This is a genomic window from Brevundimonas sp. KM4 (genome assembly GCF_000964075.1).
Classification (GTDB): domain Bacteria; phylum Pseudomonadota; class Alphaproteobacteria; order Caulobacterales; family Caulobacteraceae; genus Brevundimonas; species Brevundimonas huaxiensis.
Map to the genome: position 1 here is coordinate 32,702 of NZ_JZRG01000004.1, position 24,267 is coordinate 56,968.

The following is a 24,267-nucleotide window of genomic DNA, read 5'->3' on the forward strand; positions in this document are numbered from 1 at the left end:
TCCAGACCATGTTCACCGACAAGACCCTGCTGATCACCGGCGGCACCGGCTCGTTTGGGAACGCCGTGCTTCGCCGCTTTCTGTCATCCGACATCGGCGAAATCCGCGTGTTCAGCCGCGACGAGAAGAAGCAGGACGACATGCGCAAGCGCTATGGCTCGTCCAAGCTGCGGTTCTATCTCGGCGACGCGTCGTCCCGCCGCGCGTGGCAGGCCTTACCTCGGCTTGGGCCGGGTGGAGCGCTCAGGCTGACCTCGTGGTGCTGCCCAGCCGCTACGACGGGTGGGGCGCGGTGATTTCGGAAGCGATCATGGTAGGCACGCCCGCCGTCTGCAGCGACCGCTGCGGCTCCGCCGGCGTGGTTCGCGCCAGCGGACGGGGCGGGGTCTTCGCAGCGAATGATCTGGACGCCCTGACCGCCCTGCTGCGCCGTCTAATGGACCAAGGATCGCCGTCGCCGGACCAGCGCGCAGCCTTGGCGCGATGGGGCCGGCGCCTGGGCGCCGGCGCGGGCGCGGACTATCTGAGGGCCATTCTGGCCTTTTCGGATAGAGGCGGAGATCGTCCGGCGGCGCCTTGGATGGTTGGCCAAGAGGCGGCGCAATGCCCCGCCCCATCATTCTGACCTTCGCGGGTCACTACCTGCCGGGCTACAAGGCCGGAGGGCCGATCCGCAGCCTGGTCAACATGGTCGATCAGCTGGGGGATGCGTTTGATTTCCGCATCGTGGCGGCCGATCGCGATCTGGGGGACGCCGCGCCGTTCAAGGGTGTCGACGTCAACGCCTGGAACACGGTTGGCGGGGGGCGGGTGTTCTATCGCTCTCCAGGAGCGGCGGGTTGGCGCGCGCTGCTCCACAGTCTGGACCCGACGTCGTTCGACCTGATTTATCTGAACAGCTTCTTTTCTCCCAGCGCGGCCTTGAGGCCGCTGGTCTATCGGCGATTTGGGCGCCTGGCGCGAAAGCCGGTTCTGCTGGCGCCGCGTGGCGAGTTCTCACCCGGCGCCCTGGCGCTGAAGCCTGCCAAGAAGCGTTTGTTCATCGCGCTGTCCAAGGCCGTCGGTCTGCACGGGAACGTCCTGTTCCAGGCCTCCTCCGAGTATGAAGCGGCCGACATCCGACGGACGCTCGGCGATGTGCCGGTTTACGTCGCGTCCAATCTGCCCGGCCGTTCCACGTCGATTGTGGACCAAGACGATGTCGCCGCGCCGGGGCAGCCGCTTCGCGCCGTGTTCCTGTCGCGTATAAGTCCCAAGAAGAATCTGCTGGGGGCGATCGAAGTGCTGGCGCGGGTGAGGGCGCCCGTCACCTTCGACATCTATGGGGTGATCGAGGATGGGGCCTATTGGGCGCGCTGCCAAGCCGCCATCGCCGCCCTGCCGCCTCACGTTCAGGCCCGCTACCAACGGCCGCTGCGGCCGGACGAGGTGATCGAGGTGCTGGCCCGGCATGACTTCTTTTTTCTGCCGACGCTGGGTGAAAACTACGGCCATGTCATCCGCGAAGCCTTGTCCGCGGGCCTGCCGGTGCTAATCAGCGACCGCACGCCCTGGCGCGGCCTTGTCGCCGAGTCGGCGGGCGCCGACCTGCCGCTGGAGGCGCCGGACGCCTTTGTCGCCTGGGTCGAACAGTTCGCCGCTCTGGCTCCGGCCGAACGCGCCGCCATGCGCCGCGCCGCGCGGACCCGAGGCGACGACCCGGCGGCGGCGGCGGCGGCCGTGGACGCCAATCGCACCCTGCTGCTCCGCGCCTTAGGCGCGGCGGCGGCCTAAGACGCTTTCCCCAGGACTTCCAAACCATGTTCACCGACAAGACCCTGCTGATCACCGGCGGAACCGGCTCGTTCGGCAACGCCGTGCTTCGCCGATTTCTGTCGTCGGACATTGGCGAGATCCGCGTATTCAGTCGCGACGAGAAGAAGCAGGACGACATGCGTAAGCGCTATGGCTCGTCCAAGCTGCGGTTCTATCTCGGTGACGTGCGGGACGACCGCAGCGTGGCGGCGGCGATGCAGGGCGTAGACTTCTGTTTTCACGCTGCGGCGCTGAAGCAGGTGCCGTCATGCGAGTTCCACCCGATGCAGGCGGTGCGCACCAATGTGCTTGGCACCGAAAACGTGCTGAACGCGGCACTGCACAGCGGGGTGCGGCGCACCATCTGCCTGAGCACCGACAAGGCCGTCTATCCGATCAACGCGATGGGGGTCTCCAAGGCGATGATGGAAAAGGTCGCCGTAGCGTCCTCCCGCAGCTTCGCCGAGACGGGCCTCACGGTTTGCGGCACGCGCTACGGCAATGTGATGGCCTCGCGCGGTTCGGTGATCCCCTTGTTCGTCAGCCAGCTTCTGGAGGGGCGGCCGATCACGGTGACCGAACCCGCCATGACGCGGTTCATGATGACGCTGGAAGACGCCGTCGAACTGGTGCTCTACGCCTTCGCGCATGGAGACAACGGCGATATTTTCGTGCAGAAGGCGCCCGCCGCCACGGTGGAGACCCTGGTTCAGGCCTTGCTGGAACTGTTCGGCCGACCGGATCACGAGGTGCGCGTGATCGGCGTTCGTCACGGCGAGAAGCAGTATGAATCCTTGCTCGGCAAGGAGGAACGGGCGCGCTCCGAGGATCTCGGGGACTACTTCCGGGTGCCGCCGGACGGCCGTGACCTCAACTACGGCAAGTTCGTCGATCAGGGCGACGCCTGCCTGCACGAAGGCGAGGAATACAACTCGCACAACACCGAGCGTCTGGACGTCGAGGGCATGAAGGCCTTGCTGCTCAAGCTGGAGTTCATCCAGCGCCTGCTGAGCGGCGAGCGGGCCTCGCTGGAGGACTGAGCCATGGCTGTTGTTGTCACCGGCGCGCGAGGATTCATTGGCCGCAACCTGATGGTGCGGCTTCAGGAGACCGGAGTGGAGCCTCTTCCGCTCGGTTCGGATGCGGATGAGGCTGCTATTCGGGCCGCCGCGGCGCGAGCGGAGTTCATCGTCCACCTGGCGGGCGTGAACCGACCCGTTGACGAGGCGGATTTCGTGACCGGCAATGTTGGCTCGACCGAAGGGCTGGTGAAGGCCATCAAGGACGCGGGCAGAACGATCCCGATCCTATACGCTTCGTCGATCCAGGCCGAGCGCGACAATCCCTACGGCCGCAGCAAGAGGGCGGCCGAGAATGTCCTGTTTCGCTATTCGGAAGAGACGGGTGCGCCGGTGCGCGTCTTCCGGCTGGCTAACGTCTTCGGCAAATGGGCGCGGCCGAACTACAACTCGGCGGTCGCTACCTTCTGCCACAACATCGCGCGCGGTTTGCCGATCTCCGTCAACGACCCCTCGGCGTCCCTTCGCCTGGTGCATGTGGACGATGTGTGCGACGCGATGCTGGACCTGATTCGTCATCCGCCGTCGAGCGCCGCCTTCGCCGAGGCGGGACCCATCCACGAAACCACGGTCGGAGCGGTGGCCAATGCCATCACCGGCTATGCCGCCAGCCGGGAGACCCTCGTCACCGACCGCGTCGGCCAAGGGCTCGACCGAGCGCTTTACGCCACGTATCTCAGCTACCTGGAGCCTAAGAGCTTCGCCTATGACGTGCCGCGGCACGCCGATCCGCGCGGCATATTTGTGGAGATGCTGAAGACCCCGGACTGCGGCCAGTTCTCCTATTTCACGGCCGGCCCAGGAATCACGCGCGGCGAGCACTATCACCACACCAAGACGGAGAAGTTTCTGGTCCTGACCGGCAAGGCTCATTTTGACTTTCGCCATATATTGACCGATCAGCGGCACGAGATCGTCGTGGAAGGCGGCCAGGGTCGCATCGTCGAGACCATCCCTGGCTGGACCCACAACATCACCAACATTGGAGATGGCGAGATGGTCGTCATGTTGTGGGCCAACGAGATATTCGATCGGGCGCGGCCCGACACTGTGGCGCAGAAGGTCTAGCCGTGAAGAAGTTGAAGGTCATGACGGTCGTAGGAACACGGCCCGAACTCATCCGCCTGTCGCGCGTCATCGCTCGGCTGGACGATCATACAGAGCAGGTCCTCGTTCATACGGGCCAGAACTACGACTATGAGCTGAACGAGGTCTTCTTTCGGGATCTGGAAATTCGCAAGCCCGACCATTTCCTGAATGCGGCCGGCGGCAATGCGGCCGAGACCATCGGCCAGATCATCATCGCCGTGGACAAGGTGCTGGCGGCTGAAAACCCGGATGCCCTGCTGGTGCTTGGCGACACCAACAGCTGCCTGTCTGTCATTCCCGCCAAACGACGCAAGATCCCGATCTTCCACATGGAGGCTGGTAATCGCTGCTTTGATCAGCGCGTGCCGGAAGAAACCAATCGTCGCATCGTCGATCACACTGCCGACATCAACCTGACCTACTCCGCCATCGCGCGGGATTACCTGTTGAGGGAAGGCGCCGCCCCCGACCGCGTGATTTGCACCGGCAGCCCGATGAACGAGGTGCTGAGCTACTATCGTCCCGCCATCGAACGCTCGCGCGTTCTGGAAGAAGTGGGGGTGAGCGAAGGAGGCTACGTCGTCGTCAGCGCCCATCGTGAGGAGAATGTCGATTCCGAGCGCCAGCTGCGACGCCTCGCCGACTGCCTGAACGCTGTTGCCGATCACACTGGCGAGCCCGTCCTGGTCAGCACCCACCCACGCACGCGCGCCCGCATCGAAGCCTTCGGAGTCAGCTTCGACGAGCGGGTGCGGCTTCTGAAGCCGTTCGGCTTTCTGGACTACATCGCCCTTCAGACCAGGGCTCGGGCGGTGCTGTCGGACAGCGGCACGATCACAGAAGAGTCGTCCATCCTCAACTTTCCGGCGCTGAACCTGCGCGAAGCTCACGAACGCCCGGAAGGCATGGAGGAGGCCGCGGTGATGATGACCGGCCTCAATCCCGAACGCGTGCTGCAGGCCATGGCGGTCCTCGAAACCCAGCCCCGCAGGGATGAACGTCTCCTGCGGCTGGTGCGCGACTATTCGCCGGACAATGTGTCGGACAAGGTGCTCCGCATCATCCTCAGCTACACGGACTATGTGCGCCGGACGGTCTGGAAAGAGTACTGATCGTGCCGCGCCGCATTCTGTATCTCAGCCAGTGGTTCTGGCCGGAACCTGCCACGCGTGGCCTGACGGTCGTGAAGGACCTCCAGGCCAGAGGCTACGAAGTCGAGGTCCTGACGGGCTTTCCCAACTATCCATCGGGCAAGCTGGCGCAGGGGTATCGCCTTGCGCCTTACATGCGCGAGCAGATCGAGGGCGTGATCGTCCATCGCGTCTTCCTCTATCCCAGCCATGATCGCTCCAGCCTCGGTCGGGCTCTCAACTATCTGTCCTTCTTCCTGTCGGCATTCGTCTTCTGCCTGGTCCAGGCCAGGCGCTTCGACCTGATCTACGTCTATCATCCGCCGATCACGACCGGTCTGGCGGCGGCGCTCGCCGGGCTGGTCTGGCGCAAGCCCTTTCTTCTTGAGGTTCAGGACCTGTGGCCGGACACCGTGGCGGCCTCGGGCATGTCCGCGACGGGAACCCTGGCGCGCATCCTCGATCCGATCTGCCGCTTCGTCTACAAACGGGCCGCCCTGGTCCTGGGGCAGTCGGAAGGCATGGCGGCGCGGTTGGTCGAGCGCGGGGTGGCTCCCGAGCGCGCCGACGTTTTCTTCAACTGGGCCGATGAGGACGCAGCCCGCGCCAATGGCTTATATGACACGGCCTCGCTGAACTTCGAGGGGCGGTTCAATTTCGTCTATGCGGGCAACTTGGGCACTGTCCAGGCCCTGGAGGTCCTGATCGAGGCCGCCCACAGTCTCGCCGACGCGGCGCCGCACATCCAGTTGACCCTGATCGGCGACGGCGCCGAGCGCGCGCGGCTGGAAGCCCTGGTGCGCGACCGCAGCGTTCGCAACGTCCAGATCCTGCCCGGCGTGCCGCCGTCGCACATCGGCGATGTTCTGGCCGCCGCCGACGTGCTGGTGGTCCATCTGAAGGACGACCCGCTGTTCGAGATCACCATTCCGTCCAAGACCCAGTTCTATCTCGCCATGGGCCGCCCGATCCTGATCGGCGTCAGCGGCGAGGCCGCCCGCATCGTCGCCGAGGCCGGCGCCGGCGTCCGCACGCCGCCCGAGAACAGCGCCGCCATGGCTGAAGCGATGCTGCACCTGGCCAACCTGCCGAAGGCCGAACTGCAGGCCATGGGCGCCCGCGCCCGCGCCGCCTACGCCTCGCGCTTCGCCTTAAAGACCACCATGGATCGCATTGCCGGGCATGTGGGCCGGGTGCTGGAGGTCGCGTGATGGCGCTCTTGTCTTCAACCCAAAAGAATGCGGATGAGCGGTCGGACAGCTCGCCTTTTCCTGTCACCCCGCTTCCGCCACAGCGTTGATCCGATCATGTCTCAAGACACCTCCCCCCCCGCGTCCCGATCACGCCACGGCTATGACCGCCTCAAGCGCTGCATCGATGTAGTGGGCAGCCTGGCCGGCTTGGTCGCCTTGTCGCCGGTGCTGTTGGTCGTTGCCATCCTGGTGCGGGCGCGTCTGGGATCGCCGGTTCTGTTCCGTCAGATCCGACCTGGGTTGCATGAGCGTTCCTTCGAAATGGTCAAATTTCGCACCATGCGCGACACGACGGGGCCAGACGGGCACCCCCTGCCGGATGCCGAACGCCTGACGCCTTTTGGCCGATGGCTGCGCTCAACCAGCCTTGATGAGTTGCCGGAACTCTGGAACGTGTTGAAAGGCGAAATGAGCCTGGTGGGACCTCGGCCGCTACTGATGGCCTATTTGCCCCTATATTCGCCTGAGGAGGCGCGGCGCCACGAGGTGCGACCAGGCGTCACCGGCTGGGCCCAGGTGAAGGGACGCAATGCCCTGACATGGGGTGAAAAATTCGCGTGCGACATCTGGTATGTGGACAATATGGCTCTAATCGTCGATCTGAAGATCATGCTGATTACGGTGTATAAAGTCCTCCTCAGGTCCAGTGTATCATCACCAACCTCGGAAACTATGGAACGTTTTACAGGGACGGCTCCGCCGGTTGATGCATCCCGCAGCGATCTTCCAGGATTTTGACTTGGTGTTCAACCTGGCGCTACCTTTTAGGAGAGTAATACGGCCATGCGGAATCTAGTCATCTCGTTTGTTCGACGAATTCGGCAGGGTGACTTAAAGAACGCGCTGTACCTTACTTATTACTACGCTTACTTGATGACATATGATGTTATCCACGGAACCCGGTTTGCGGTTTCTCACAAGCCAGGCGACATGGGCAACGAAGCATTATCAGGATCAACCGGTAATTTTCCGGCTCATCCCCGGCTTATCCGGCGATATCTTCAGCACGCAAACATCGATGAACGGGCACCCGTCATAGATATCGGTCACGGCTCCGGCACATTCCTGCACGTAGCCTCATTGGAAGGGTACACAAACCTCTCTGGAATCGAATTTGGCCACATTCCCTTTGCGATGTCGCAGCGAAATTTGGGCGAGCGGGCGACGCTGATACACGGTGACGCGCTTGCACTTGATCTTACACCCTATAGAGCGCTGTTCTTTTTCAATCCCTTTCGCGGCGATTTAGCTGTTACGTTTTTTAACCGCCTTCCTGACAATGTCCTAGTGGTGGTTAGCGTGAATCATGATCCGGTCATTGAATCCATATTGCACCTTAAAGGGTTCTCTTTAGATTTTCTATATTCTCACCCGATCTACTCTAACTTCAATTGTAAGATATGGAAGCGACGACCTAGACATGCTTGATAAGAGGACATTGCTGGTCTCCGGGATTGGTAAGCGGAACAGCCTTTTGAAGTTACTTAGGGACGAATGTCGGGTTTTAGGCATACGTCTGGTCGGCTGCGATGCAGCGGCTTGGGCACCGGCGCGATTAGATGTCCCCCATTTCTCTCAACTCCCCTTGGCTCGAGACAGTGGTTTCAAGGTCGCCTATCTCAACACTCTCGCCCGTTCTTCTGCCGGAGCTTACTTGACCCTTATTGATCCGGAGATAGTTTCTCTTGGTGAAATCGAGGGCGAAGCGGACGCCCTTTACCTGCATCCGGCGGCGTCCACTGCAGCGATCTGCGAAGATAAATACCACTTCTTCGAAACTATGCGAGCCAACGGCATAGCCACTATCCCGACATCCCTGACTCCGCTCAACCAGACACCATTCATCCGGAAGGACCGAACGGGTTCCGCCGCAAGCGGGTTCAAAGTCTATAGCGAAACCACTGATACCGAGACCGTCCGGCAGAACGCGCGGGATCCACGCTACATCTATCAACCGTTCTGCTCAGGTCGGCACTACTGCATCGATGCCTATTTCTCCATCCGGGATGCTCGTCTTATCGACCTGTGTGTCAAGGAGGTGTTGGCCAAAGCAAATGGCGAATCCTACCTGCTCCGGTCAGTGCCGCGTGACCGTTTCATCGGGATGCTTGATGCTGTTGCAACAGTGCTACCCATGCGCGGCATAGTGAACTTCGACATCTATGATGAGGATGGCGAATTAAAGATCATGGAGGTAAACTGCCGGATCGGCGGAAATTATCCCGCGTCGCACGCTTTCGGTGTCAATCTTCTTCGGCCTATGTTGACCGAAGTCTGCGGCAGACACTTGCCGTCAGACGGCGTCCGCGCCAACTATGCCGCAGACCAGGTGATCGCAAAGTATATCGGGTTCTCAGTGCCCTCACAGATGCTTGAGTTCGGGTCTAAATGCTGAACACTGCCTTCTCCCCTTGGCCCTGCTATTCGCCCGAAGAGGTCCAGGCTGTCTCCGAAACGCTGGCCTCCAACCGCGTCAACTATTGGACCGGAGATCGCTGCCGCGAGTTCGAGCGGCGCTTTGCCGACTGGGCCGGCGTCGGGCACGCGGTGGCTCTGGCAAATGGGACGCTGGCGCTTGACTTGGCGCTGAAGGCGCTGGGGATTGGGCCTGGGGACGAGGTGGTGACCACGCCGCGCACCTTTATCGCTTCGGCGTCCTGCATCGTCACGGCGGGGGCGACGCCGGTGTTCGCTGATGTGGACGCCGACAGCCAGAACATCACCGCCGACGCCATTCGCGCGGTGCTGACGCCACGGACCCGGGCGGTGATCTGCGTCCATCTCGGCGGCATGCCGTGTCACATGGATCCAATCATGGCGCTGGCGCGCGAGCACGACCTGAAGGTGATCGAGGACTGCGCCCAGGCCCATGGCGCACGCTATCGCGGCCGATCGGTTGGCTCGATCGGACATGTGGGCGCCTGGTCCTTCTGCCAGGACAAGATCATGACCACCGGCGGCGAGGGCGGCATGGTCACGACAAAAGATCTGTCTCTGTGGTCGGCCATGTGGTCCTACAAGGATCATGGGAAAAGCTGGGAGGCCGTCTATGAGCGGCCGCATCCGCCGGGGCCGCGCCTGGTGCACGACAGCTTTGGCACCAACTGGCGCATGATCGAGATGCAGGCGGCCTTGGGGCTGATCCAGCTTGAGCGGATGAACGACTGGACGGCGCGGCGGACCGAGCTGGCGCTGCGCCTCGCCGACGCCTGCGAGCCGTTCGACCTGCTGCGCACGCCCTTGCCGCCGCAAGGCGTGATCCATGCGTGGTATCGCTTTTATACCTTTGTCCGGCCCGAGCGCTTGGCGGATGGCTGGACGCGCGACCGGATCATCGGGGAAATCAACGCGCGCGGCGTGCCCTGCTTTCACGGCTCGGCGTCCGAGGTCTACCTGGAGGCGGCGTTCGACGGCACGGGCTGGCGGCCGAGCGAGCGTCTGCCGACGGCCAAGCAACTCGGCGAAACCAGTCTCGCCTTTCTGGTGCACCCCACGCTGACGGACGCGGAGATCGACAAGAGCTGCGCGGTCATCTCCGAGGTGATCTCGGCGGCTCAGGCCTGATCGCCGTCCGTGACCGCGCTCGATCCCGCGTCCGCACTGCGAGGCTGGCCAGAAGAAGGGCCATCAAAACTTGAAGCGCCGGGGTCCTGAGCGGGTAGTCGACCAGCGAGGCCGCCAGAAGCACGGCCAGGGCGAGCAGGGCGAGAGTGCTCTGGGATCCCTTGTGTCGCCAGGCCTGTTGCAGCAGCAGCAGCAGAAATGCGGCAGGCAGGAGCGCAAGCAGGCCGTATTCGACCACGACTTCCAGCCAATCGTTATGCGCCTGGTTGGTGAAGCCGGCGGTCAGGTCGTCGGGCGTCTCGACGCCGGCAAACACCGCGCTGAAGCTGCCCGCGCCCGTCCCGAACGGCAGGTGGGCGGCCGCTATACGACCCGCCTCGGCCCAGATGTCGAACCGCAGATCACGAGGCGCATCGGCGAAGCGGTCCGCAGCGACCCAAGATCCGGCGACCGCCAGGCCGAGACTGACCACCAGCAGCAGCCCGGGCAGAAGAAGGCGACGGGGGTCGCCCTGTCGGCCGACCCCAAGCCAAGGCGCCAGTCCCAGAGCGCACAGCAGCAACAGCCCGGCACCGGCCCTGGAGCCGGAAATCGCCACCCCCGCGAGCAGGGCGAGACATGCGACGGCGCCAAGGATCAGTGCGACGCCGGAGCGCCCTCGATCCGCCGAGGCGCGGCGCTGGAAGCTCCAGGCAGCCACGGCTGGAAGCGATGCGACCAGAAAAGCAGCCCAGTGGTTGCGATTGGCAAAGAAGCCGGTCGCTGCGCGTCCCGCATCCGGACCATAGAGGCGAAACGGGCTGGAGGGGCCGCCGCCCAGTTGAAACCCGCCCAAGCCAACGGAGATGACCGCGATCACTGCGACCAGCAGCCACATCGTCTGGGCCTGAGAGCGGCGAAGTGTCAACACGCCAAGGAAGACGGCGGCAAAGGGCGTAAGGCCGAACAGCGCGTCCCACGTGGCGCCTGGCGCCAAACTGATCGGCCGCCAAGTCTCACCCGCACCCACTGCGACGAGATCGGCCGCTAATGTGGCTCGACCAGGCAGGGCGCTCCAGACCGCCGGCGGCAGCGGGATCAATTGCACCAGCGGCAACAGGATCAGCGATCCAAGAAACAGCAGGGCCGGGCGTGAGACATCCTCTCTAGCCAGCAGCCGCAGGGCGCCGAGGGCCAGCAGCGGCAAGCCGGCAAGCCGGAGAACGAGGTCGAAACCGTCGTTGTCTTGAGACGCCCCGCCAAGAACCAGCGCCAAAGCAAGGTACAAGCCCAAGACTGCGGTGTACCAGGGGTGGGCGTCTCCGCCGGTTCGCGGACGTGCGGCAAGCGGGTTCATTGGAGACCGGTCAGTTCGATATGGAGGTCGTCATAGACCGCAGTGGTCGGGGACAGGCTCGCACCCGGACGTGTCTCCAGCGCGAGCCGCTGTGCGGGGCAGGCCTGTGCGGTTTCGAAAGAGATGAAGAAGAGGAAAGTCCCCTCCCCGCTTCGGCGTAGGGTCTGGGTTGCCTCTATGGCAGGTCCGTTCTCACAGCGCATCGTCCAGACCAGGGCGTCTTCGGGTGTGTTCGCTTCACGCCACACACGCCCCTGCAGCCGGTAGGATCCGGGCGCGAGCACCAGCAACTGTTCCGCCAGCCTCTGCCGCTGCAGGCCACCGAGCGTCGTCGCCTGGAGCGCGCGGCCCTCTCCGTTGGGCGAGCGGATGATTTCGGCCGCACCTCCGTCCGCCGCCAGCAGCTGCCAGCCAAAGGGCGGCAGCCTGTCTTCCGCCTCGAAGCCGCCGTCGATCAGCAAGCCGGCGGCCGTCTGTGGGCGCTGTTGTTGCCAAGCGACCAGCGCGGCGACATAGGCGCGGTCGCGGACAAGACGATCGATGTAGGCACGGGCTTCCTGATCGGTGGGAGGCGCCGGCCCATCCCGCAGCAACTGCTGGAGATGATAGGCAAAGGCGGGTTCAGAGGCGCTTCGACTGTAGCTCGTCAGCAGCATCGATCGCCATGGCGGCGTCAGCGCCATCCTTTCCGCCAGAGCGGCGCGTGCGTCCGGCGCGGCGTCGAGCAGGGGAAACAGCACCGGAGCCAGCGTCTCCCTCAAGTCCGGACGGCGTCGAAGCAGAACATCCAGAGAGCGCATGGCGGCAGGATAGTCCTGGCGATCCAAGGCGCGGGCAAAAAGCCAGGTCTGGCTTGGCGCGTCGCGCAGGCTGCGACGGGCCGCTGTTTGCATCAGCGCATCGGCGTTCTGGAGCTCGCCTTTGGAAATTGCCGCCTGCCCGAGAATGGAGACGGCGCGCACCGACAGGGGGGCGTACTCTAGGGCGTTGCGTGCGTGAGCTTCGGCCAGCGAGGGGCTCGCAACGCCCGCGGCGCCTCCCAACGCGTCCGCAGCAAGAGCCAGGTGCGCATCCGCCTGCCACGGCCACGCCCTCAGCGCTCGCTCGGGGGCATCATCCGCCCACAGTCTGCCGAGGCCGAAAGCGCCCGTCACCCCGCCCACACCGGCGGTGGCGCCAACGATCAGAACCGCCGCAAAAGGAGATGCGCGCAGCTTCCCCTGCTTGCGGCTATCACGACGACCATGCTGTGGCGGGCGGCGGGCCATTTTCGAGGCGCCCGTCAGCGCTTGCGCCGACGAGCCTTGGCGCCGGGCGTTTCCTCCATGCCGTAGTCGTAGGCGTAGGTGTATTCATAGCCGTAGCCGCCGAGGTTCGCCCGCTTCGAGTCGAAGCGCTCCAACACACCGCCCAGAATGTCGGCGCCGGCGCCTCTCAATCGGTCGAGCGCGCGCAGCGCCGTGCCCCGGCGCACAATGCCCGCGCCACTGATGAAGAGCACGCCTTCCGACGCATTGCCCAGCAAGGTGGCGTCGGCCAAGCCCATCACAGGCGGACCGTCGATGATCACTAGGTCGAAATGCTCAGCCAACCTGCCGAGAACATCGGGCAAGGCCTGGCTGGAGAGCAGGTCAGCGGGACTCGGCGGGCGCGGTCCGCTCGGCAGCAAAGTCAGGTGCTCCTGCTCCGTCGGCTGTAGCAGGTCGTTCAGGTCTGATCCCGCGAGGGCCGACGAGAAGCCAGCGCGGTTGTTGCCGCCCAGCATCTTGTGCAGGGACGGATTGCGAAGGTCGCCGTCGATCAGCAACACACTCTTGCCCATCCGCGCAAAGGCGCGGGCGATCGCAACCGACGAGGTGCTCTTGCCTTCGGCCGGCTGGGCGCTGGTCACAAGAAGCGTGCGGACCATGCCGCCAGGCCGCGCGAACTGCAGGGCCGAGCGCACGGAGTGATAGGCTTCGGAAAAGCCGGAGCGAGGGTCGCGCTCGGCCTGCGCCAGAGCCGCAGCCGATGGCAGCCACGGTACGCTGCCAAGCAGCGGCAGGTTCAGCTTCGCTTCGACATCAGCCGGTACCCGCAGCGATTCGTCCAGGAACTCGAGCACGAAGATGATGGCGGCGCCCAGCAGCAGGCCGAGCAGTCCAGCCAAGGCCAGATTGATCAATGGACGCGGCGCCACCGGATTCACCGGCAGGTCGGCGCGGTCGACGATGGATACGTTGTTGGTGCCGACGCCACCGGCAATGCCGATCTCGCGGTAGCGCTGAAGCAGGCCGTCATAGAGGGTCCGGTTCGTGTCCAACTCGCGCTGGAGAATGTTGTAGCGGATGCTGCGTTGATCCAGATCGAGCGCCTGCGCCTTCAGAGCGTCGATCTCGCCCTGGATCGAGCGTTCGGCGGCCGCCGCTGACGCATACTGGCCTTGCAGCGAACGACGAACGTCGCCCGCCTCGGCCGCCAACTGGCGATCCAACTCCGTGATCTGGGCTTGGATCTGCTGGACACTGGGATATTCAGGTTGAAAGCGTTCCAGCAGCTCCTGCCGCCTCGCCGTGAGCTCGGCGCGCTGTTCACGCAGCGCCTGAATGGTGGGGCTGGACAATACCTCGCTGAGTCCCAGTCCGGTTGAAGCCTGCGCCGCGCGTGAGCGTTCCTCGGCCTCAATGCGCGTAGTCCGCGCCTCTGCAAGGGAGGCGTTAAGCGCCTCCAGAGATGAAGCGATCAACGATCGGCCGCGGTTGGCGTTACCGTCCGATGTGGCGCTGGCGCTGGGGATATTGATGATCTGCTGGTTGGAGGCGTAGGCGACGAGCTCGCGCTCGGACTCCTCCAAGCGGGCGCGAAGTTGCTCGATGCGTTCTTCAAGGAAGCGACGGGCATAGGACGAGGCTTCGAAGCGACGCTCCAGGTTGGTGGCGATAAAGGTCTCAGTGATGGAGTTGACCACCGCCTGCGCCAGGGCCGGGTCGGCGCTGTCATAGCTGATCGTCACCAAGCGGGAGTTCATCGTTGGCGTGACACGAAGATTGGCGAGCAGTTGACTGACGGCCTGCCGATTGCGTTCGGCCGGCGAGCCTCCATCCTCGTCACTTCGCGGCTGCGCGTTGGCGGGGCTGCGCCGATTTGCTTCGATAAACTGCGCGTCCTGCGCCAGGCGCAGTCCCGTCACCACACGCTGAGCCAGCGACCGGCTCTTCAACAGGCCATATTGAGTTTGATAAAATTCCTGTGCCGAGTACATGCCTTCGGCCGGAAGAACTCCTTCCACGTCGACGACCTGCGCGGCTTCGCGGTCGATCTGTAGGGTGGCGCTGGCGCGATAGATCGGCGTCGACAGCAGGGTGATCACCACGCCAAGGACCAACGCAACCGCCAGCACGCCGGCAAGTATCCACCAGCGCTTCAACAGAATATGCCAAAGACGGCGCAAATCGATCAGGCCGTCGCCGTCCTGCCCGAACAGGGGACGAGACTCTGCAGCAGAAGAGCTGGTACCGGCCGCGGGAAGCATGGAGGTCATCAGCTTTAATTCAGTACGTTGAAGATGCCGACCAGGAAGCCGCCCAGCGGCGCCAGGTCGCGAATGAGGCGGCGCGCGCGCGCCGTGTCGACGATCACTGTATCGCCAGGAGCAAGCTCAGGGTCAGCAAGCCGGCCCGCTTGAATCTCGCGCAGATCGAAACGCGCAGCGGTTTGTTGGCCTTCGGCCTGGCGCAGGACAACCACGTTTCCGGCGTTTGCGTTATCGCTCAGACCTTGAGCCTGTGCGATCGCCTGAACCAGGGTCAGCCGCCCCTGCACCGGGAAGACGCCGGCTTCGCGCACCTCGCCTGACACAACCACCCTTTGGCTCTGCGGCGTGGTGATTTGGATAGTGACGTTCGGGTCGCGAACATAGCGCTTCGCATAGGCCCGCTCCACCTCGACCGCCAACTGCGGCGGGGTGCGGCCCAGGGCGTCCACGGGCCCCACGAGCGGCAGGTTCAACTGGCCGTCGCCGTCCACCTGCGCCGCGCCCGAGAGCTCCGGCACGCCGAAGACATTGACCTGCAACTGATCAAACGGACCAATGCGATAGGTCGGCTGCGGCGCCTGCTGAACGACGGGCATTGGTAGAACGGCGGGGGGCGCAGCCGAACGGGTCGCGCAGGCGCTCACGGCGGCGCCCGCCATCAAAGCCGTTGCCAGGGTGAAGGTCCGCATGCGGATCATCTGAAGCCTCCGAACCAGCGCCTTCGCGCCGGCTGCTCGACCGGACGCCGCGCCTTCGTCAGGGCGGGCATGTCCGTAGGGGAATGGTCAAGGATCACGCCTTGCGCCCTGACGCTCACCATGTCCAGCGCCGCCTGCTGTCCCAGCCGATCGGCCACGCGTTCGCGTGCTTCCGAGAGCACAGGGCGACGACGGCGCAGATTATGTCCGTCGCTGGCGACTATGTGGACGCGGCCTTCGTCCAGCATCCGTTCCGACCAGTACTGGGCGCGCTTGCCGAACAGCCCGGTAATGGAGCCGGCGGTCAACTGGATCCAGGCGCCGGCCTCGAAGACCTCGCAGATCGTGGCGTAACGATCTTCGATCCAGGTCAGGCGCTCGGGATGGGTGATGATCGGCACATAGCCAGCCGCCAACAGCTCGAAAATCACGTCAGCCATGCGGGGCGGCGCCACATGGTGGGGCGGCTCAAACAGGAAATACCGAGAACCGGCCAGCGTCGGGATGCGGCCGGTCTTTAGCTGCTCGAGCATATTCGGTGTGAGCTGCGCATCTGCGCCCGCCACCAGCGTCAGCGGAATGTCAGCCTTTGCAAGTTCATCCTGTAGTGAGGCGACCCCATCGTGGATGATCTCGGCGGTGTTGTCATATAGGCCAGGATAAATGTGCGGCGTGCAGGCCAGCGTGGTGATGCCATCTTCCCACGCCACCCGGGCCAGTGCCAGGGCGTCGTCGAGGTCGGTGGCGCCATCATCAACGCCAGGCAAGAGATGGCAGTGCAGATCAATCATCGAGTGGATACGCTACGCCCCCCCGGCGCCGGCACAAACCGCAAAAAAAGAGCGGCCGAAGCCGCTCTTCTTGACTTCCGTGATCAGGGCTTAGCGGCTGATCGGCTCGTCTTCGTCATCGTCGGCGACGGTCGCCACAACGCTCACCAGGACGCCGGCCGCCAGACCGCCAACCACCAGGCCGGTGGTGCTGATCGTTGCCAGCCCCCCAGCAGATGCTGATCCCGCCGCGACGCCAGCGCCGGTCTCAGCCTGGCCGCCGCCAGCCACCTGAGCGGCGCAGGGCGAAACCGAAGGAACCGCGAAGGCCTGACCCGCGGCGATCGGCAGCGCGCAGCCGTCAGCAAAGACCACCTGGGTTGCCGCAGATGTCCGAACCACGTCACCGGCGCGCAGGATCGAGGCTGCGTCCGACGAAACAAAGCCTTGGCCGCGGTCCACCATCACTTGACCAGCAGCACCCGACAGGCGCGCGGTCGGCGTTTGAGCCGAAACGCCCGACTGGGCCGAAGCGCCCGCGGAAACCGCGGCGACGGCGAGAGCGGCGGCAACGACGCTCAGGGACTTTTTCATGGTGGACCTTTCGAACGGACGGCTACCGGAGATTGCCGGGGGCTATTAGCATGGTGGAGATCGCGTCAGCAACCCCGATTACGTCAAATGAGATGACTGGGGAGTTAAAAGGCTGATCGGACAGAAAGGTTCACCTCGCGACAGGGTCTCGTAAGCAGAGGGCCGCGCCTTAGCGGTGATCCGGGCCGCCATGCGGGCCGCCGGCTTGGCGCCTTACAGCTCCGATCGAGATGACCAGAAACACAGCCGCCACAACAGTCGAGTCCCAGATGGCTTCAAGAACGCTTGGGCCTCGGTTCACGCCGGGCAAGCCCTGGATCACCTCGATCAACACACCAAGAAGCGTCAGGCCCCACCACAGCCGCAGCAGCGACACTCTGGGCAGGGCGACGGCGGAGAGCACCGCCAGCACCAGAAAGGCTGCGCCGTGGCTCAGCCAATCTGACCCAAGCGAGGGCGCGGACGAGATCGGCAGAAAGGCGGCCGCCAGCACGCCCCCGCCCGAAACGATGAGCGCAAGGCGGCTTAGAAGAACAACAAGGCGCGAATGCATAAAGGCGGGAGAGGCTCTGTTCACGCGCTCTCCTAGCGGACGCGCCCTCGGTCCCGCAACAGAGCAAGCCGCTTGGCTCGCCTCACCCTCTTTCAAGGAGACCCTTGAGGAGGGCATAGCGCGCGCGAAAAGGACCTTCGCTGATCGCATGAGGCCGAAGTCTCCCTATCCCTTCTGGATGTCAGCGCGGCGTCGGCCTCTCTAGGGCAGCGGCCTCAGCCACCGGGCGCAGGTGGTCCACGTCCGTGTCTGAGATCTGCAAAGGCGGCGGCCTTTCAACCGACCTCGACCCGCGATCGTCAGCGGGAATGCAACTGAGCCAACGGGCGCGGGCCCGAACGGCGTCGTCAGCATGAGCGGCGATGCGAACGGACTTCAAGCGCCAGCGCGGCCGTCACAAGCAGTTTTCCATCGAAGGCAACTCAGAAGGTGTTCTCGGCGCCTGAACTCAGGGAAAGACGACGCCTTCTGACCGACCGTGAACCGTGCGCTCATCATAATCGCTGTTGGCCTTCAGGATTTCTGACCGCCAGCGATCCGACGCCCGCACCATGTCGCCGCATGAAGAGGCGGAGCGCATCTCCGTCTGCATCTGCGCAGCGCCCATGGTGATCAGGTGTGCATGGTGACGCTCATGGATTTCGAGGCGTCGCAAGTACCGCATCCAAGCCTGTTGGAGGCGGCCGGCGCGGCGGTGTTCGTCCTTCAACGCAGGCAGAGTGATCGAGATCACCGGCCAGACCGTCACAGTTGACGGCACGCACTCGCCACTTGCATCTGTGGCCCACTCGATCTGGAAGCGCCAAGATGTCACGGCGTCATGTCGCGCACCAGAGGCGTCCGTCGGCCGGCGCTGGTTGAGCGACTGCCGAACATCACGAGACGTTCGCCCTTCGACCTCATAGGTGGTCACGCTGACCTGCGCCGGGGCGGAAGCGCTTTCGGGAAAATCAGCCAGGCTGGCGATCACTGGACCTAGGCTCCCCAGACGAGGCGTTGTCTCCAGGCATTTATGCGGTTGGAGCTCCAACGCTTCTATCCTGCGTCGCCATGAGAGCCCAGAGAGCCAGGCCTGCTGGGCTCTGGGCGAAGTCCAAAGCCGCCATGAGCTATGAGCGCTCTACGGTCTACCGCTTCGGCGTGACCAGGGTGAACAGCGGCCGCGGCGTCGCTTGGGCGATCGCTGCGGCCACCGCCCCTGGTCGATGGCGAGGATCAGGCTCAAGTCGTTTCTCTCCCGATAGGCTTGGGCTAAGGGGAGCACATGACGCACCGCCTGCCCAGCTATGAAGGCGTCCTCGACGCCGCCCGCCGGATCGACGGCGTCGCCGTGCGCACGCCGCTGCTCGAAAGCCCCGCCCTGAACGAACGCATCGGCGGCCGGGTGCTGATGAAGGCCGAGAACCTGCAGCGCGCGGGGGCCTTCAAGTTCCGCGGCGCCTAAACCGCATCAGCCGGCTGAGCGAGGACGAGCGGCGCCGCGGCGTGGTCGCCTTCTCCTCCGGCAATCACGCCCAGGGCGTGGCGGCGGCGGCGCGGCTGGCGGGCACGCCGGCGATCATCGTCATGCCGTCCGACTCGCCCCGGGTGAAGGTCGAGGGCGTCCTCGCCTTCGGCGGAGAGGTCCGCGAATACGACCGCTGGACCGAGAGCCGCGAGGAAATCGGCGCCGCCATCGCCGCCGAACGCGGCGCCGTCCTGGTCCCGCCGTTCGACGATCCCTTCATCATCGAGGGCCAGGGCACGACGGCGCTGGAAATGCTCGAACAGGCCGATTCGCCGATCGACCAGCTGCTGTGCGGCGCCTCCGGCGGCGGCCTGATGGCCGGGATCAACCTGGTCATGGCCGAGCGCAGTCCAGACACGCGCGTCTTGGTGGTCGAACCGGAGGCCTTCGACGACACCGCCCGGTCCCTGGCCGCCGGCGAGCGGGTCGGTCATCCGCAAGGGCCGCCCTCGATCTGCGACGCCCTGATGGCGCCCATGCCGGGCGAGCTGACCTTCCCGATCAACCGTCGCCTCGCCGGCGCCATCACCGTGTCCGACGCCGAGGTCGCCAAGGCCGTGGCCTTCGCCTTCCGTCAGCTGAAGCTGGTCGTCGCGCCGGGCGGCGCCGTGTCCCTGGCGGCGCTGCTGGCCGGCAGGATCGAGGCCAGGGACCGCGCAACGGCCCTCGTCCTGTCCGGCGGCAACGTCGACCCGGAGCTGTTCGCCGCGATCATCGAGGGCCGGTTCGGACGCTGACGCTTTCCTTCCGCCGCGCCTTTCGCCACCTTCCCTTCAAAGCCATGGGAGGACGTCATGCCGAAACCGTCGGAACTGCAGGGCCTGATCGGCCAGGAAGTCAGGGTCTCCCGCTGGTTCGAGGTGGCCCAGGCCCGCATCGACGCCTTCGCCGACTGCACCGAGGACCGGCAGTTCATCCACGTCGATCCGGACCGGGCCAGGCCACCCCCTTCGGCGGAACCATCGTCCACGGCTTCCTGACCCTCAGCCTGGCCTCGGCCATGAGCTACGACGCCGTCGCCCCGCTGGAAGGCCTGGCGATGGGGGTGAACTATGGATTCGACAAGCTGCGCTTCCTCGCCCCCGTCCCCGCCGGCTCGCGCGTGCGCGGCCGCTTCAAGCTGCTCTCCGCCGAGGACAAGGGCGGCGGCCGCTGGCTGCTGAAGCACGAACTCACCGTCGAGATCGAAGGCGCCGACAAGCCGGCCCTGATCGCCGAATGGCTGGGCATGCACATCGTCGACGGCTAGCGGAGCGCCAGCAGGATGAGCACGAGGTCGAACTGATCAAGGTGCCGGCCGCCGGTTACTACGAGGTCACGGCCGCCGCCGACAAGATCGTGCGCATGGGCGATGTCGCCGATGAAGCGGAGCGGGCGAAGAGCTTCCACCTCGACACCTACTGCTTCGACTCCAACCCTGAACGCACCCTGTTCTGGGACCTTCTCCATGAGAAGCGTGTGAGGAAGATCTACTTCACCGGCATGCTGACCCACGGTCAGTCGGACTCCTTTGTCCAATACATTGACCCTGAATCCCACACGGTGCGCTCCTACTATCCGGACTTCCTCTTCCTCCGTGAGGAAGGGGACGGCACTGAAAAATACGTCATCGTGGAGGTGAAAGGTGATCACCAGATCGACGACGCGGTTGTCCAAGCCAAGAAAGAGTTCGCCCACCAGATCGCGGTGGCGAGCGGCATGAAATACCAGATGATCAAATCCAGCGATGCCGACGATCGACGCTATCGCGCTTTGATAGACTGATAGTGGCTGTCGTTTGAGTCTACCCGACGCGCTCAGTCGCCGGTTGGGGGCGTCGTCCCCAGCCGGCGGCTGAGTCATCTAAGCCATTTGACGGGAATCTTAACTTTCCGAGCGATGAGCAGCGGAAGCCATTCGTCCCACTCGTGTGCTCAGCGCTTGGGCGCTACCAGCGTAAACAGGGGCCGGGGTGCCGACTTGGCAATCGCAGCCGCCACCGCCCATAGATTGATAAGCCCGGCGGCCTCGACCGTCTCGTCGGCGGCGTCTTCGCTCAGGGCGTGAAGGAGCCGGCACTCGCCGTCCTCGATCACCGCATGCCGATAGACCTGATCCATGCCGTCCAACTCGGCCAGGATCAGCATGTAGGCGTGATCACCTTCCTCCTCCAATGTTGCGATGTAGGCGGCGGCGTCCTGCGCCGTGCCATCGACCGCCAGCGTTCGTGTATGATGGTCGGCCAAGGCGGCGAACACTACGCCGGGCGCCGCTTCTACCGCCGCGCGCTTCGCATCGGGCAAGGACACGCCCAGGCTCCGCAGGCGCATCATCAGCCGCATCTCGGCCAATTCACGAGGCGTGAAGCTGGCTCGCCCGCCGTCGCGTGCGCGCAACAGGCCCTGGCTACGCCAGTCCCGCTGAAGGTGGAGCGGCGTGCCGGTTATGGCCGCCGTCTCGGAAGGCGTGAACTGCCCCTCTCGATAACGCAGCGAAATCTGGACGCTTGACATCCTGACCATTCCGTGTGATGCGAACAACAACCGCATCGACGACACGGTTTGTGTTTATAGGTTACGTTATGGACTGCGCAGGCGCATGGCGCAAGCGCGTTTGGAGGATGAAAGAAGATGATCTCGAAGATCGATGTCAGCGGCCACGACATGGCCGAGACTCTCGCGAAGGACCGCCGCCGCCGTCACGAGGCCCAGATGAGCGAGGGCATGGGCGACCTCGACGCCCTGCTGCTTCCCTTCGCTCTCGCGGTCGCGCGTCTGTCGGCGCGGGTCGAAGTGAAGGGGGCCGCCCAATGAACCGCGTCGCTATCCACCTGTCCGGCCCGCCGCCGATTGACCGCGACGTGCTCCGCGCCGTCTTCCAGCAAGTTCAGGACGCTGGCGGGCGCGTGGTGACCCTCGCGCAGGACGCGGCCGGCGAAGAGGAGGCGTTGGGCGACCTGATCTACCGTCTGGGCGACGATTTCGATCAGTTGTTCAGCATCGTGGGCGATGAGTTCTACGAGTTCATTGTCCAGGGCGACAGCCCGTTGGCCGGCGGCCACGTGATGGCGATGGCGCACTGATGCGCGCAATGCCGCCACCCGGCAGCCGGGTCGTCTTCTACAGCCGTTTCTCTAGCAGCCGCCAGAAGCAAACCTCGATCGAGGGTCAAGAGCGGCTCTGCGTTCACTACGCGGCGGAGAAGCAGTGGGTCGAGGTCAATCGCTTCAGCGATGCGGAAAAGTCCGGCACCACCACCATGGGTCGCGCCGGCCTGTTCGAGATGATGGCGTCGGCCGAGCGGGCCGAGTTTGATGTGCTCCTTGTCGAGGACATCGACCGCACCAGCCGCGATGCGGCCGATATGCACAAGATCGCCAAGGACCTGGACGAGTTGGACATCGTCATCTGCACCGTCGCCAATGGCGTGGTCACCGACATCGAGCTGGCCTTCAAGGCCGTCCAGAACAAGGAGTTCATCAAGCAAACTGTTTTCAAGTCCAAGCGCGGGCAGGAACTGGCGGTCAGCGAAGGCCGTATGTCAGGGTCGATTCCTTACGGCTACCGCAAGGTCCACAAACTGGATGCCAAGGGCGAGCCCATCAACGGGCTGCGAGAAGTTGACGCGAAGAAGAAAGCTATCGTCATCCGCATCCACACGGAATTCGATGCGGGCCGCTCGACCCTCGAAATTTGTGCCGGTCTTAACGCGGACGGCATCTCCGGTCCCAAGGGCAAGGACTGGCGGCCCGGCGCCCTCCTGGGCAACCGCCACGGCGGCATCGGTATCCTGCGCAACCCCATCTACATCGGTGAATACCACTTCCGGAAGACCAGCCGCCGTCGCCGCAAGGGGCGAATGAAAACGCGCTTCACCGCCCAGTCGGAACGCATGATCACGCAGCATCCGGAACTGGCCATCATCGACCAGGATCTGTGGGACCGTAACCAGGCGCGCCTGGCGGAGAACGTCGACCGCCCCTTCCACACCAAGCGGAAGGTCGAATACGTCTTCACCGGCAAGGTTAGCTGCGGGGTCTGTGGTTCCAGCTGCATCGTCAGCGACGGCAAGTATGTCTGCACCGGCCGTCAGCAAAAGGGCATCTGCTCCAACCCCCGCCGCGTGCCGCGCGAGGCGGTCGAAACCTCCATCTTCGACCGCATCAAGGTCCACGTCCTGAACACGGCCGTCGCGGGTCCGGCGCTGATAGCCTTCCGCGAGGAGGTCGAGCGCGCCCGCGCCGACCACGCCGCTCGCGCCGAAAGCCAGGCGGCGCGGCTCAAGGAGGTCGATCAGCAGGTCGCCAACCTGATGGTCCAGTTGCGAGGCGCTGGCGAGACCTCGTTCGCCAGCCAGTTGCTGCTGGAGGAACTGGAGCGCGTGGGCGCCGAGAAGCGCCGGCTGGAGCAGCAGGCGCGCCGCGCAGCTCCTCCGCCGCCCGTGAGCGGCGACGTCAAGGCGATCATCGGTTCGATCTCCGCGACGCTGGACGACCTGCACCAAGCCCTTCAGGTCGACGACGCCGAGGCCGCGCGCGCCAAGGAACTGCTGCGCGGCCTGATCACCAGGATCGTGCTGGAGCCGAAGCCGGGGTCGGTCGTCGATGGGCGCGGCGCCGGCGACATAACTGTCACCGTGGAGGGGCCGATGGCGGCCCTGATCGACCTCGCCGGCCTCGACGTCGATCGCGTTGCCAAGGATGGACATCGGCCCATGTTCGGTCTGGATAACGCGACTTACGTCTGGGCCTTCTCCTATCCCCTGTTGTGGCGCGATCCCCGTCTGGCCACGGTGCGCGCTGACCTGCCGATCCTGGCCCGCCTGCTCGACGAGGCCGACGTGCCTGTCTCCATGGCAGGGATGGCAAAGGCTCTGGCCGACGCCGGACCGACGGCAGGCCCTGACGCGGACCGCTCGCCCGAGCAGCGCGCCCGCAACGCGGTCGCCTATCTCCAAGCTCAAGGCTTCACCCGCTGCGTCAACTTGCGCGGGCCCGACACGGGCTACGTCTGGAACGACCGGGGCCTGAGCGACGCCGAGTGGAAGGCTCGCATCGCCGAGCCGCCCATGACCCACACCATCCCGGTCATGCGGCTCGTCCCGCCCGAGGCCGTGGTGGTCGTGGTCGGCCCGCCGCGTTCTGATGACGCCGAGTGAGCGCCGATGCTGCCGCCCTCCCGAGACGACCTAATGTGCAGACTTATCCTCTACAAAACAAACTGTTAACACTTCAAACATTCTTGACCATGGACGAGCTGGCCCACATACTGCCCAAGACGACGACAGGAGGACCTTGGTTCTCGCCGGCGTATGCCAGTGAGACTTGGGGAGCCGTAGCCACCGGCGACGACGGTCTTGTTGACGAGCGAAGCCAGTAGAGACTTCATGTCGGCGGACACCTCGAGCC

Annotated in this window: 24 protein-coding genes and 2 pseudogenes; 17 read left to right on the plus strand and 9 right to left on the minus strand. The window is 64.5% G+C overall.

Annotation, left to right across the window (positions count from 1 at the left end; all coding sequences use genetic code 11):
* Positions 1–8: 8 nt before the first annotated feature.
* The 11 genes from VH88_RS16640 (at position 9) to VH88_RS01135 (ending at position 9,909) form a co-directional block, all read left to right on the plus strand.
* Positions 9–296 carry a polysaccharide biosynthesis protein gene (locus VH88_RS16640; RefSeq protein WP_045809615.1) on the plus strand — a complete coding sequence of 96 codons (288 nt, stop codon included), beginning with the start codon at positions 9–11 and terminating at the stop codon, positions 294–296.
* Positions 257–625: a glycosyltransferase gene (locus tag VH88_RS15500; RefSeq protein ID WP_197070957.1), complete on the plus strand. Its 369-nt coding sequence runs from the start codon at positions 257–259 to the stop codon at positions 623–625. Before VH88_RS16640 ends, VH88_RS15500 begins: the two co-directional genes overlap by 40 nt.
* Positions 604–1,773, plus strand: coding sequence for a glycosyltransferase family 4 protein (locus VH88_RS01100; protein WP_052689441.1), 1,170 nt, complete (start codon positions 604–606; stop codon positions 1,771–1,773). The genes VH88_RS15500 and VH88_RS01100 overlap by 22 nt, the downstream gene beginning before the upstream one ends.
* 26 nt (positions 1,774–1,799) lie before the next feature.
* Positions 1,800–2,834, plus strand: a complete 1,035-nt coding sequence (locus VH88_RS01105) for a polysaccharide biosynthesis protein (RefSeq protein ID WP_045809617.1) — start codon at positions 1,800–1,802, stop codon at positions 2,832–2,834.
* 3 nt (positions 2,835–2,837) lie between these two features.
* Entirely contained in the window at positions 2,838–3,941 is a 1,104-nt protein-coding gene (locus VH88_RS01110) for an NAD-dependent epimerase/dehydratase family protein (protein WP_045809618.1), read from the plus strand.
* A 2-nt stretch (positions 3,942–3,943) separates the two neighbouring features.
* Positions 3,944–5,074 carry a non-hydrolyzing UDP-N-acetylglucosamine 2-epimerase gene (gene wecB / locus VH88_RS01115; RefSeq protein ID WP_045809619.1) on the plus strand — a complete coding sequence of 377 codons (1,131 nt, stop codon included), beginning with the start codon at positions 3,944–3,946 and terminating at the stop codon, positions 5,072–5,074.
* A gap of 2 nt (positions 5,075–5,076) precedes the next feature.
* Complete coding sequence (locus VH88_RS01120) at positions 5,077–6,303, plus strand: glycosyltransferase family 4 protein (RefSeq protein ID WP_045809620.1); 1,227 nt, start codon at positions 5,077–5,079, stop codon at positions 6,301–6,303.
* Positions 6,304–6,399: 96 nt separating this feature from the next.
* Positions 6,400–7,083 carry a sugar transferase gene (locus VH88_RS01125; protein ID WP_045809670.1) on the plus strand — a complete coding sequence of 228 codons (684 nt, stop codon included), beginning with the start codon at positions 6,400–6,402 and terminating at the stop codon, positions 7,081–7,083.
* Between the two features lie 45 nt (positions 7,084–7,128).
* The gene (locus VH88_RS15885; protein ID WP_156146718.1) at positions 7,129–7,773 is read left to right on the plus strand and encodes a hypothetical protein; all 645 of its coding nucleotides are present in this window, start codon (positions 7,129–7,131) and stop codon (positions 7,771–7,773) included.
* Positions 7,766–8,740: an ATP-grasp domain-containing protein gene (locus VH88_RS15505; RefSeq protein WP_082064325.1), complete on the plus strand. Its 975-nt coding sequence runs from the start codon at positions 7,766–7,768 to the stop codon at positions 8,738–8,740. Before VH88_RS15885 ends, VH88_RS15505 begins: the two co-directional genes overlap by 8 nt.
* Entirely contained in the window at positions 8,734–9,909 is a 1,176-nt protein-coding gene (locus tag VH88_RS01135; protein ID WP_045809622.1) for a DegT/DnrJ/EryC1/StrS aminotransferase family protein, read from the plus strand. The genes VH88_RS15505 and VH88_RS01135 overlap by 7 nt, the downstream gene beginning before the upstream one ends.
* Here VH88_RS01135 and VH88_RS01140 read toward each other — a convergent pair.
* The 8 genes from VH88_RS01140 to VH88_RS01175 all read right to left on the minus strand — a co-directional run bounded on the left by VH88_RS01140 (position 9,875) and on the right by VH88_RS01175 (position 18,344).
* Entirely contained in the window at positions 9,875–11,164 is a 1,290-nt protein-coding gene (locus tag VH88_RS01140) for an O-antigen ligase (protein WP_197070958.1), read from the minus strand. The two genes, VH88_RS01135 and VH88_RS01140, sit on opposite strands and share 35 nt — an antisense overlap.
* A gap of 77 nt (positions 11,165–11,241) precedes the next feature.
* Entirely contained in the window at positions 11,242–12,513 is a 1,272-nt protein-coding gene (locus VH88_RS01145; RefSeq protein ID WP_156146719.1) for a hypothetical protein, read from the minus strand.
* A 14-nt stretch (positions 12,514–12,527) separates the two neighbouring features.
* On the minus strand, positions 12,528–14,765 hold the full coding sequence (locus VH88_RS01150; RefSeq protein WP_082064326.1) for a GumC family protein: 2,238 nt from the start codon (positions 14,763–14,765) through the stop codon (positions 12,528–12,530).
* A gap of 5 nt (positions 14,766–14,770) precedes the next feature.
* Positions 14,771–15,457 carry a polysaccharide biosynthesis/export family protein gene (locus VH88_RS01155; protein WP_045809626.1) on the minus strand — a complete coding sequence of 229 codons (687 nt, stop codon included), beginning with the start codon at positions 15,455–15,457 and terminating at the stop codon, positions 14,771–14,773.
* A complete protein-coding gene (locus VH88_RS01160) occupies positions 15,454–16,248 on the minus strand; it encodes a tyrosine-protein phosphatase (protein ID WP_045809627.1) in 795 nt (264 codons plus the stop codon). The genes VH88_RS01155 and VH88_RS01160 overlap by 4 nt, the downstream gene beginning before the upstream one ends.
* 90 nt (positions 16,249–16,338) lie before the next feature.
* Positions 16,339–16,821: a hypothetical protein gene (locus VH88_RS16200; RefSeq protein WP_045809628.1), complete on the minus strand. Its 483-nt coding sequence runs from the start codon at positions 16,819–16,821 to the stop codon at positions 16,339–16,341.
* 169 nt (positions 16,822–16,990) lie between these two features.
* Positions 16,991–17,398, minus strand: a complete 408-nt coding sequence (locus tag VH88_RS01170) for a hypothetical protein (RefSeq protein ID WP_156146720.1) — start codon at positions 17,396–17,398, stop codon at positions 16,991–16,993.
* 424 nt (positions 17,399–17,822) lie between these two features.
* Positions 17,823–18,344 carry a DUF922 domain-containing protein gene (locus VH88_RS01175; protein WP_045809630.1) on the minus strand — a complete coding sequence of 174 codons (522 nt, stop codon included), beginning with the start codon at positions 18,342–18,344 and terminating at the stop codon, positions 17,823–17,825.
* A gap of 294 nt (positions 18,345–18,638) precedes the next feature.
* On the opposite strand from VH88_RS01175, the pseudogene VH88_RS01180 reads away from it, so the two are divergent.
* The 3 genes and pseudogenes from VH88_RS01180 to VH88_RS01190 all read left to right on the plus strand — a co-directional run bounded on the left by VH88_RS01180 (position 18,639) and on the right by VH88_RS01190 (position 20,645).
* Positions 18,639–19,618: pseudogene (locus VH88_RS01180) on the plus strand (threonine/serine dehydratase).
* Between the two features lie 57 nt (positions 19,619–19,675).
* Positions 19,676–20,130, plus strand: a pseudogene (locus VH88_RS01185) (MaoC family dehydratase).
* A complete protein-coding gene (locus VH88_RS01190; protein WP_045809631.1) occupies positions 20,100–20,645 on the plus strand; it encodes a TnsA endonuclease N-terminal domain-containing protein in 546 nt (181 codons plus the stop codon). The pseudogene VH88_RS01185 and the gene VH88_RS01190 overlap by 31 nt, the downstream one beginning before the upstream one ends.
* A gap of 149 nt (positions 20,646–20,794) precedes the next feature.
* Here VH88_RS01190 and VH88_RS01195 read toward each other — a convergent pair whose 3' ends face one another.
* Positions 20,795–21,373 carry a helix-turn-helix domain-containing protein gene (locus tag VH88_RS01195; protein WP_197070959.1) on the minus strand — a complete coding sequence of 193 codons (579 nt, stop codon included), beginning with the start codon at positions 21,371–21,373 and terminating at the stop codon, positions 20,795–20,797.
* 117 nt (positions 21,374–21,490) lie between these two features.
* Here VH88_RS01195 and VH88_RS01200 point away from each other — a divergent pair, with 117 nt between their 5' ends.
* From VH88_RS01200 to VH88_RS01210, 3 genes are read left to right on the plus strand one after another with little or no spacing between them, the layout of a single operon-like run.
* The gene (locus VH88_RS01200) at positions 21,491–21,673 is read left to right on the plus strand and encodes a hypothetical protein (RefSeq protein WP_045809633.1); all 183 of its coding nucleotides are present in this window, start codon (positions 21,491–21,493) and stop codon (positions 21,671–21,673) included.
* Complete coding sequence (locus VH88_RS01205) at positions 21,670–21,942, plus strand: hypothetical protein (protein WP_045809634.1); 273 nt, start codon at positions 21,670–21,672, stop codon at positions 21,940–21,942. The genes VH88_RS01200 and VH88_RS01205 overlap by 4 nt, the downstream gene beginning before the upstream one ends.
* Positions 21,943–21,950: 8 nt before the next feature.
* Positions 21,951–24,017, plus strand: a complete 2,067-nt coding sequence (locus VH88_RS01210) for a recombinase family protein (RefSeq protein ID WP_231576542.1) — start codon at positions 21,951–21,953, stop codon at positions 24,015–24,017.
* The last annotated feature ends 250 nt before the right edge of the window (positions 24,018–24,267 follow it).

Coding starts and splice junctions, on each gene's coding strand:
- VH88_RS16640 (WP_045809615.1), top strand. CDS start 9: ATGTTCACCGACAAGACCCTGCTGATCACCGGCGGCACCGGCTCGTTT.
- VH88_RS01100 (WP_052689441.1), top strand. CDS start 604: ATGCCCCGCCCCATCATTCTGACCTTCGCGGGTCACTACCTGCCGGGC.
- VH88_RS01105 (WP_045809617.1), top strand. CDS start 1,800: ATGTTCACCGACAAGACCCTGCTGATCACCGGCGGAACCGGCTCGTTC.
- VH88_RS01110 (WP_045809618.1), top strand. CDS start 2,838: ATGGCTGTTGTTGTCACCGGCGCGCGAGGATTCATTGGCCGCAACCTG.
- VH88_RS01125 (WP_045809670.1), top strand. CDS start 6,400: ATGTCTCAAGACACCTCCCCCCCCGCGTCCCGATCACGCCACGGCTAT.
- VH88_RS15885 (WP_156146718.1), top strand. CDS start 7,129: ATGCGGAATCTAGTCATCTCGTTTGTTCGACGAATTCGGCAGGGTGAC.
- VH88_RS15505 (WP_082064325.1), top strand. CDS start 7,766: ATGCTTGATAAGAGGACATTGCTGGTCTCCGGGATTGGTAAGCGGAAC.
- VH88_RS01135 (WP_045809622.1), top strand. CDS start 8,734: ATGCTGAACACTGCCTTCTCCCCTTGGCCCTGCTATTCGCCCGAAGAG.
- VH88_RS01145 (WP_156146719.1), bottom strand. CDS start 12,513: ATGGCCCGCCGCCCGCCACAGCATGGTCGTCGTGATAGCCGCAAGCAG.
- VH88_RS01150 (WP_082064326.1), bottom strand. CDS start 14,765: ATGACCTCCATGCTTCCCGCGGCCGGTACCAGCTCTTCTGCTGCAGAG.
- VH88_RS01155 (WP_045809626.1), bottom strand. CDS start 15,457: ATGATCCGCATGCGGACCTTCACCCTGGCAACGGCTTTGATGGCGGGC.
- VH88_RS01160 (WP_045809627.1), bottom strand. CDS start 16,248: ATGATTGATCTGCACTGCCATCTCTTGCCTGGCGTTGATGATGGCGCC.
- VH88_RS16200 (WP_045809628.1), bottom strand. CDS start 16,821: ATGAAAAAGTCCCTGAGCGTCGTTGCCGCCGCTCTCGCCGTCGCCGCG.
- VH88_RS01190 (WP_045809631.1), top strand. CDS start 20,100: ATGGCTGGGCATGCACATCGTCGACGGCTAGCGGAGCGCCAGCAGGAT.
- VH88_RS01195 (WP_197070959.1), bottom strand. CDS start 21,373: ATGTCAAGCGTCCAGATTTCGCTGCGTTATCGAGAGGGGCAGTTCACG.
- VH88_RS01200 (WP_045809633.1), top strand. CDS start 21,491: ATGATCTCGAAGATCGATGTCAGCGGCCACGACATGGCCGAGACTCTC.
- VH88_RS01205 (WP_045809634.1), top strand. CDS start 21,670: ATGAACCGCGTCGCTATCCACCTGTCCGGCCCGCCGCCGATTGACCGC.
- VH88_RS01210 (WP_231576542.1), top strand. CDS start 21,951: ATGCCGCCACCCGGCAGCCGGGTCGTCTTCTACAGCCGTTTCTCTAGC.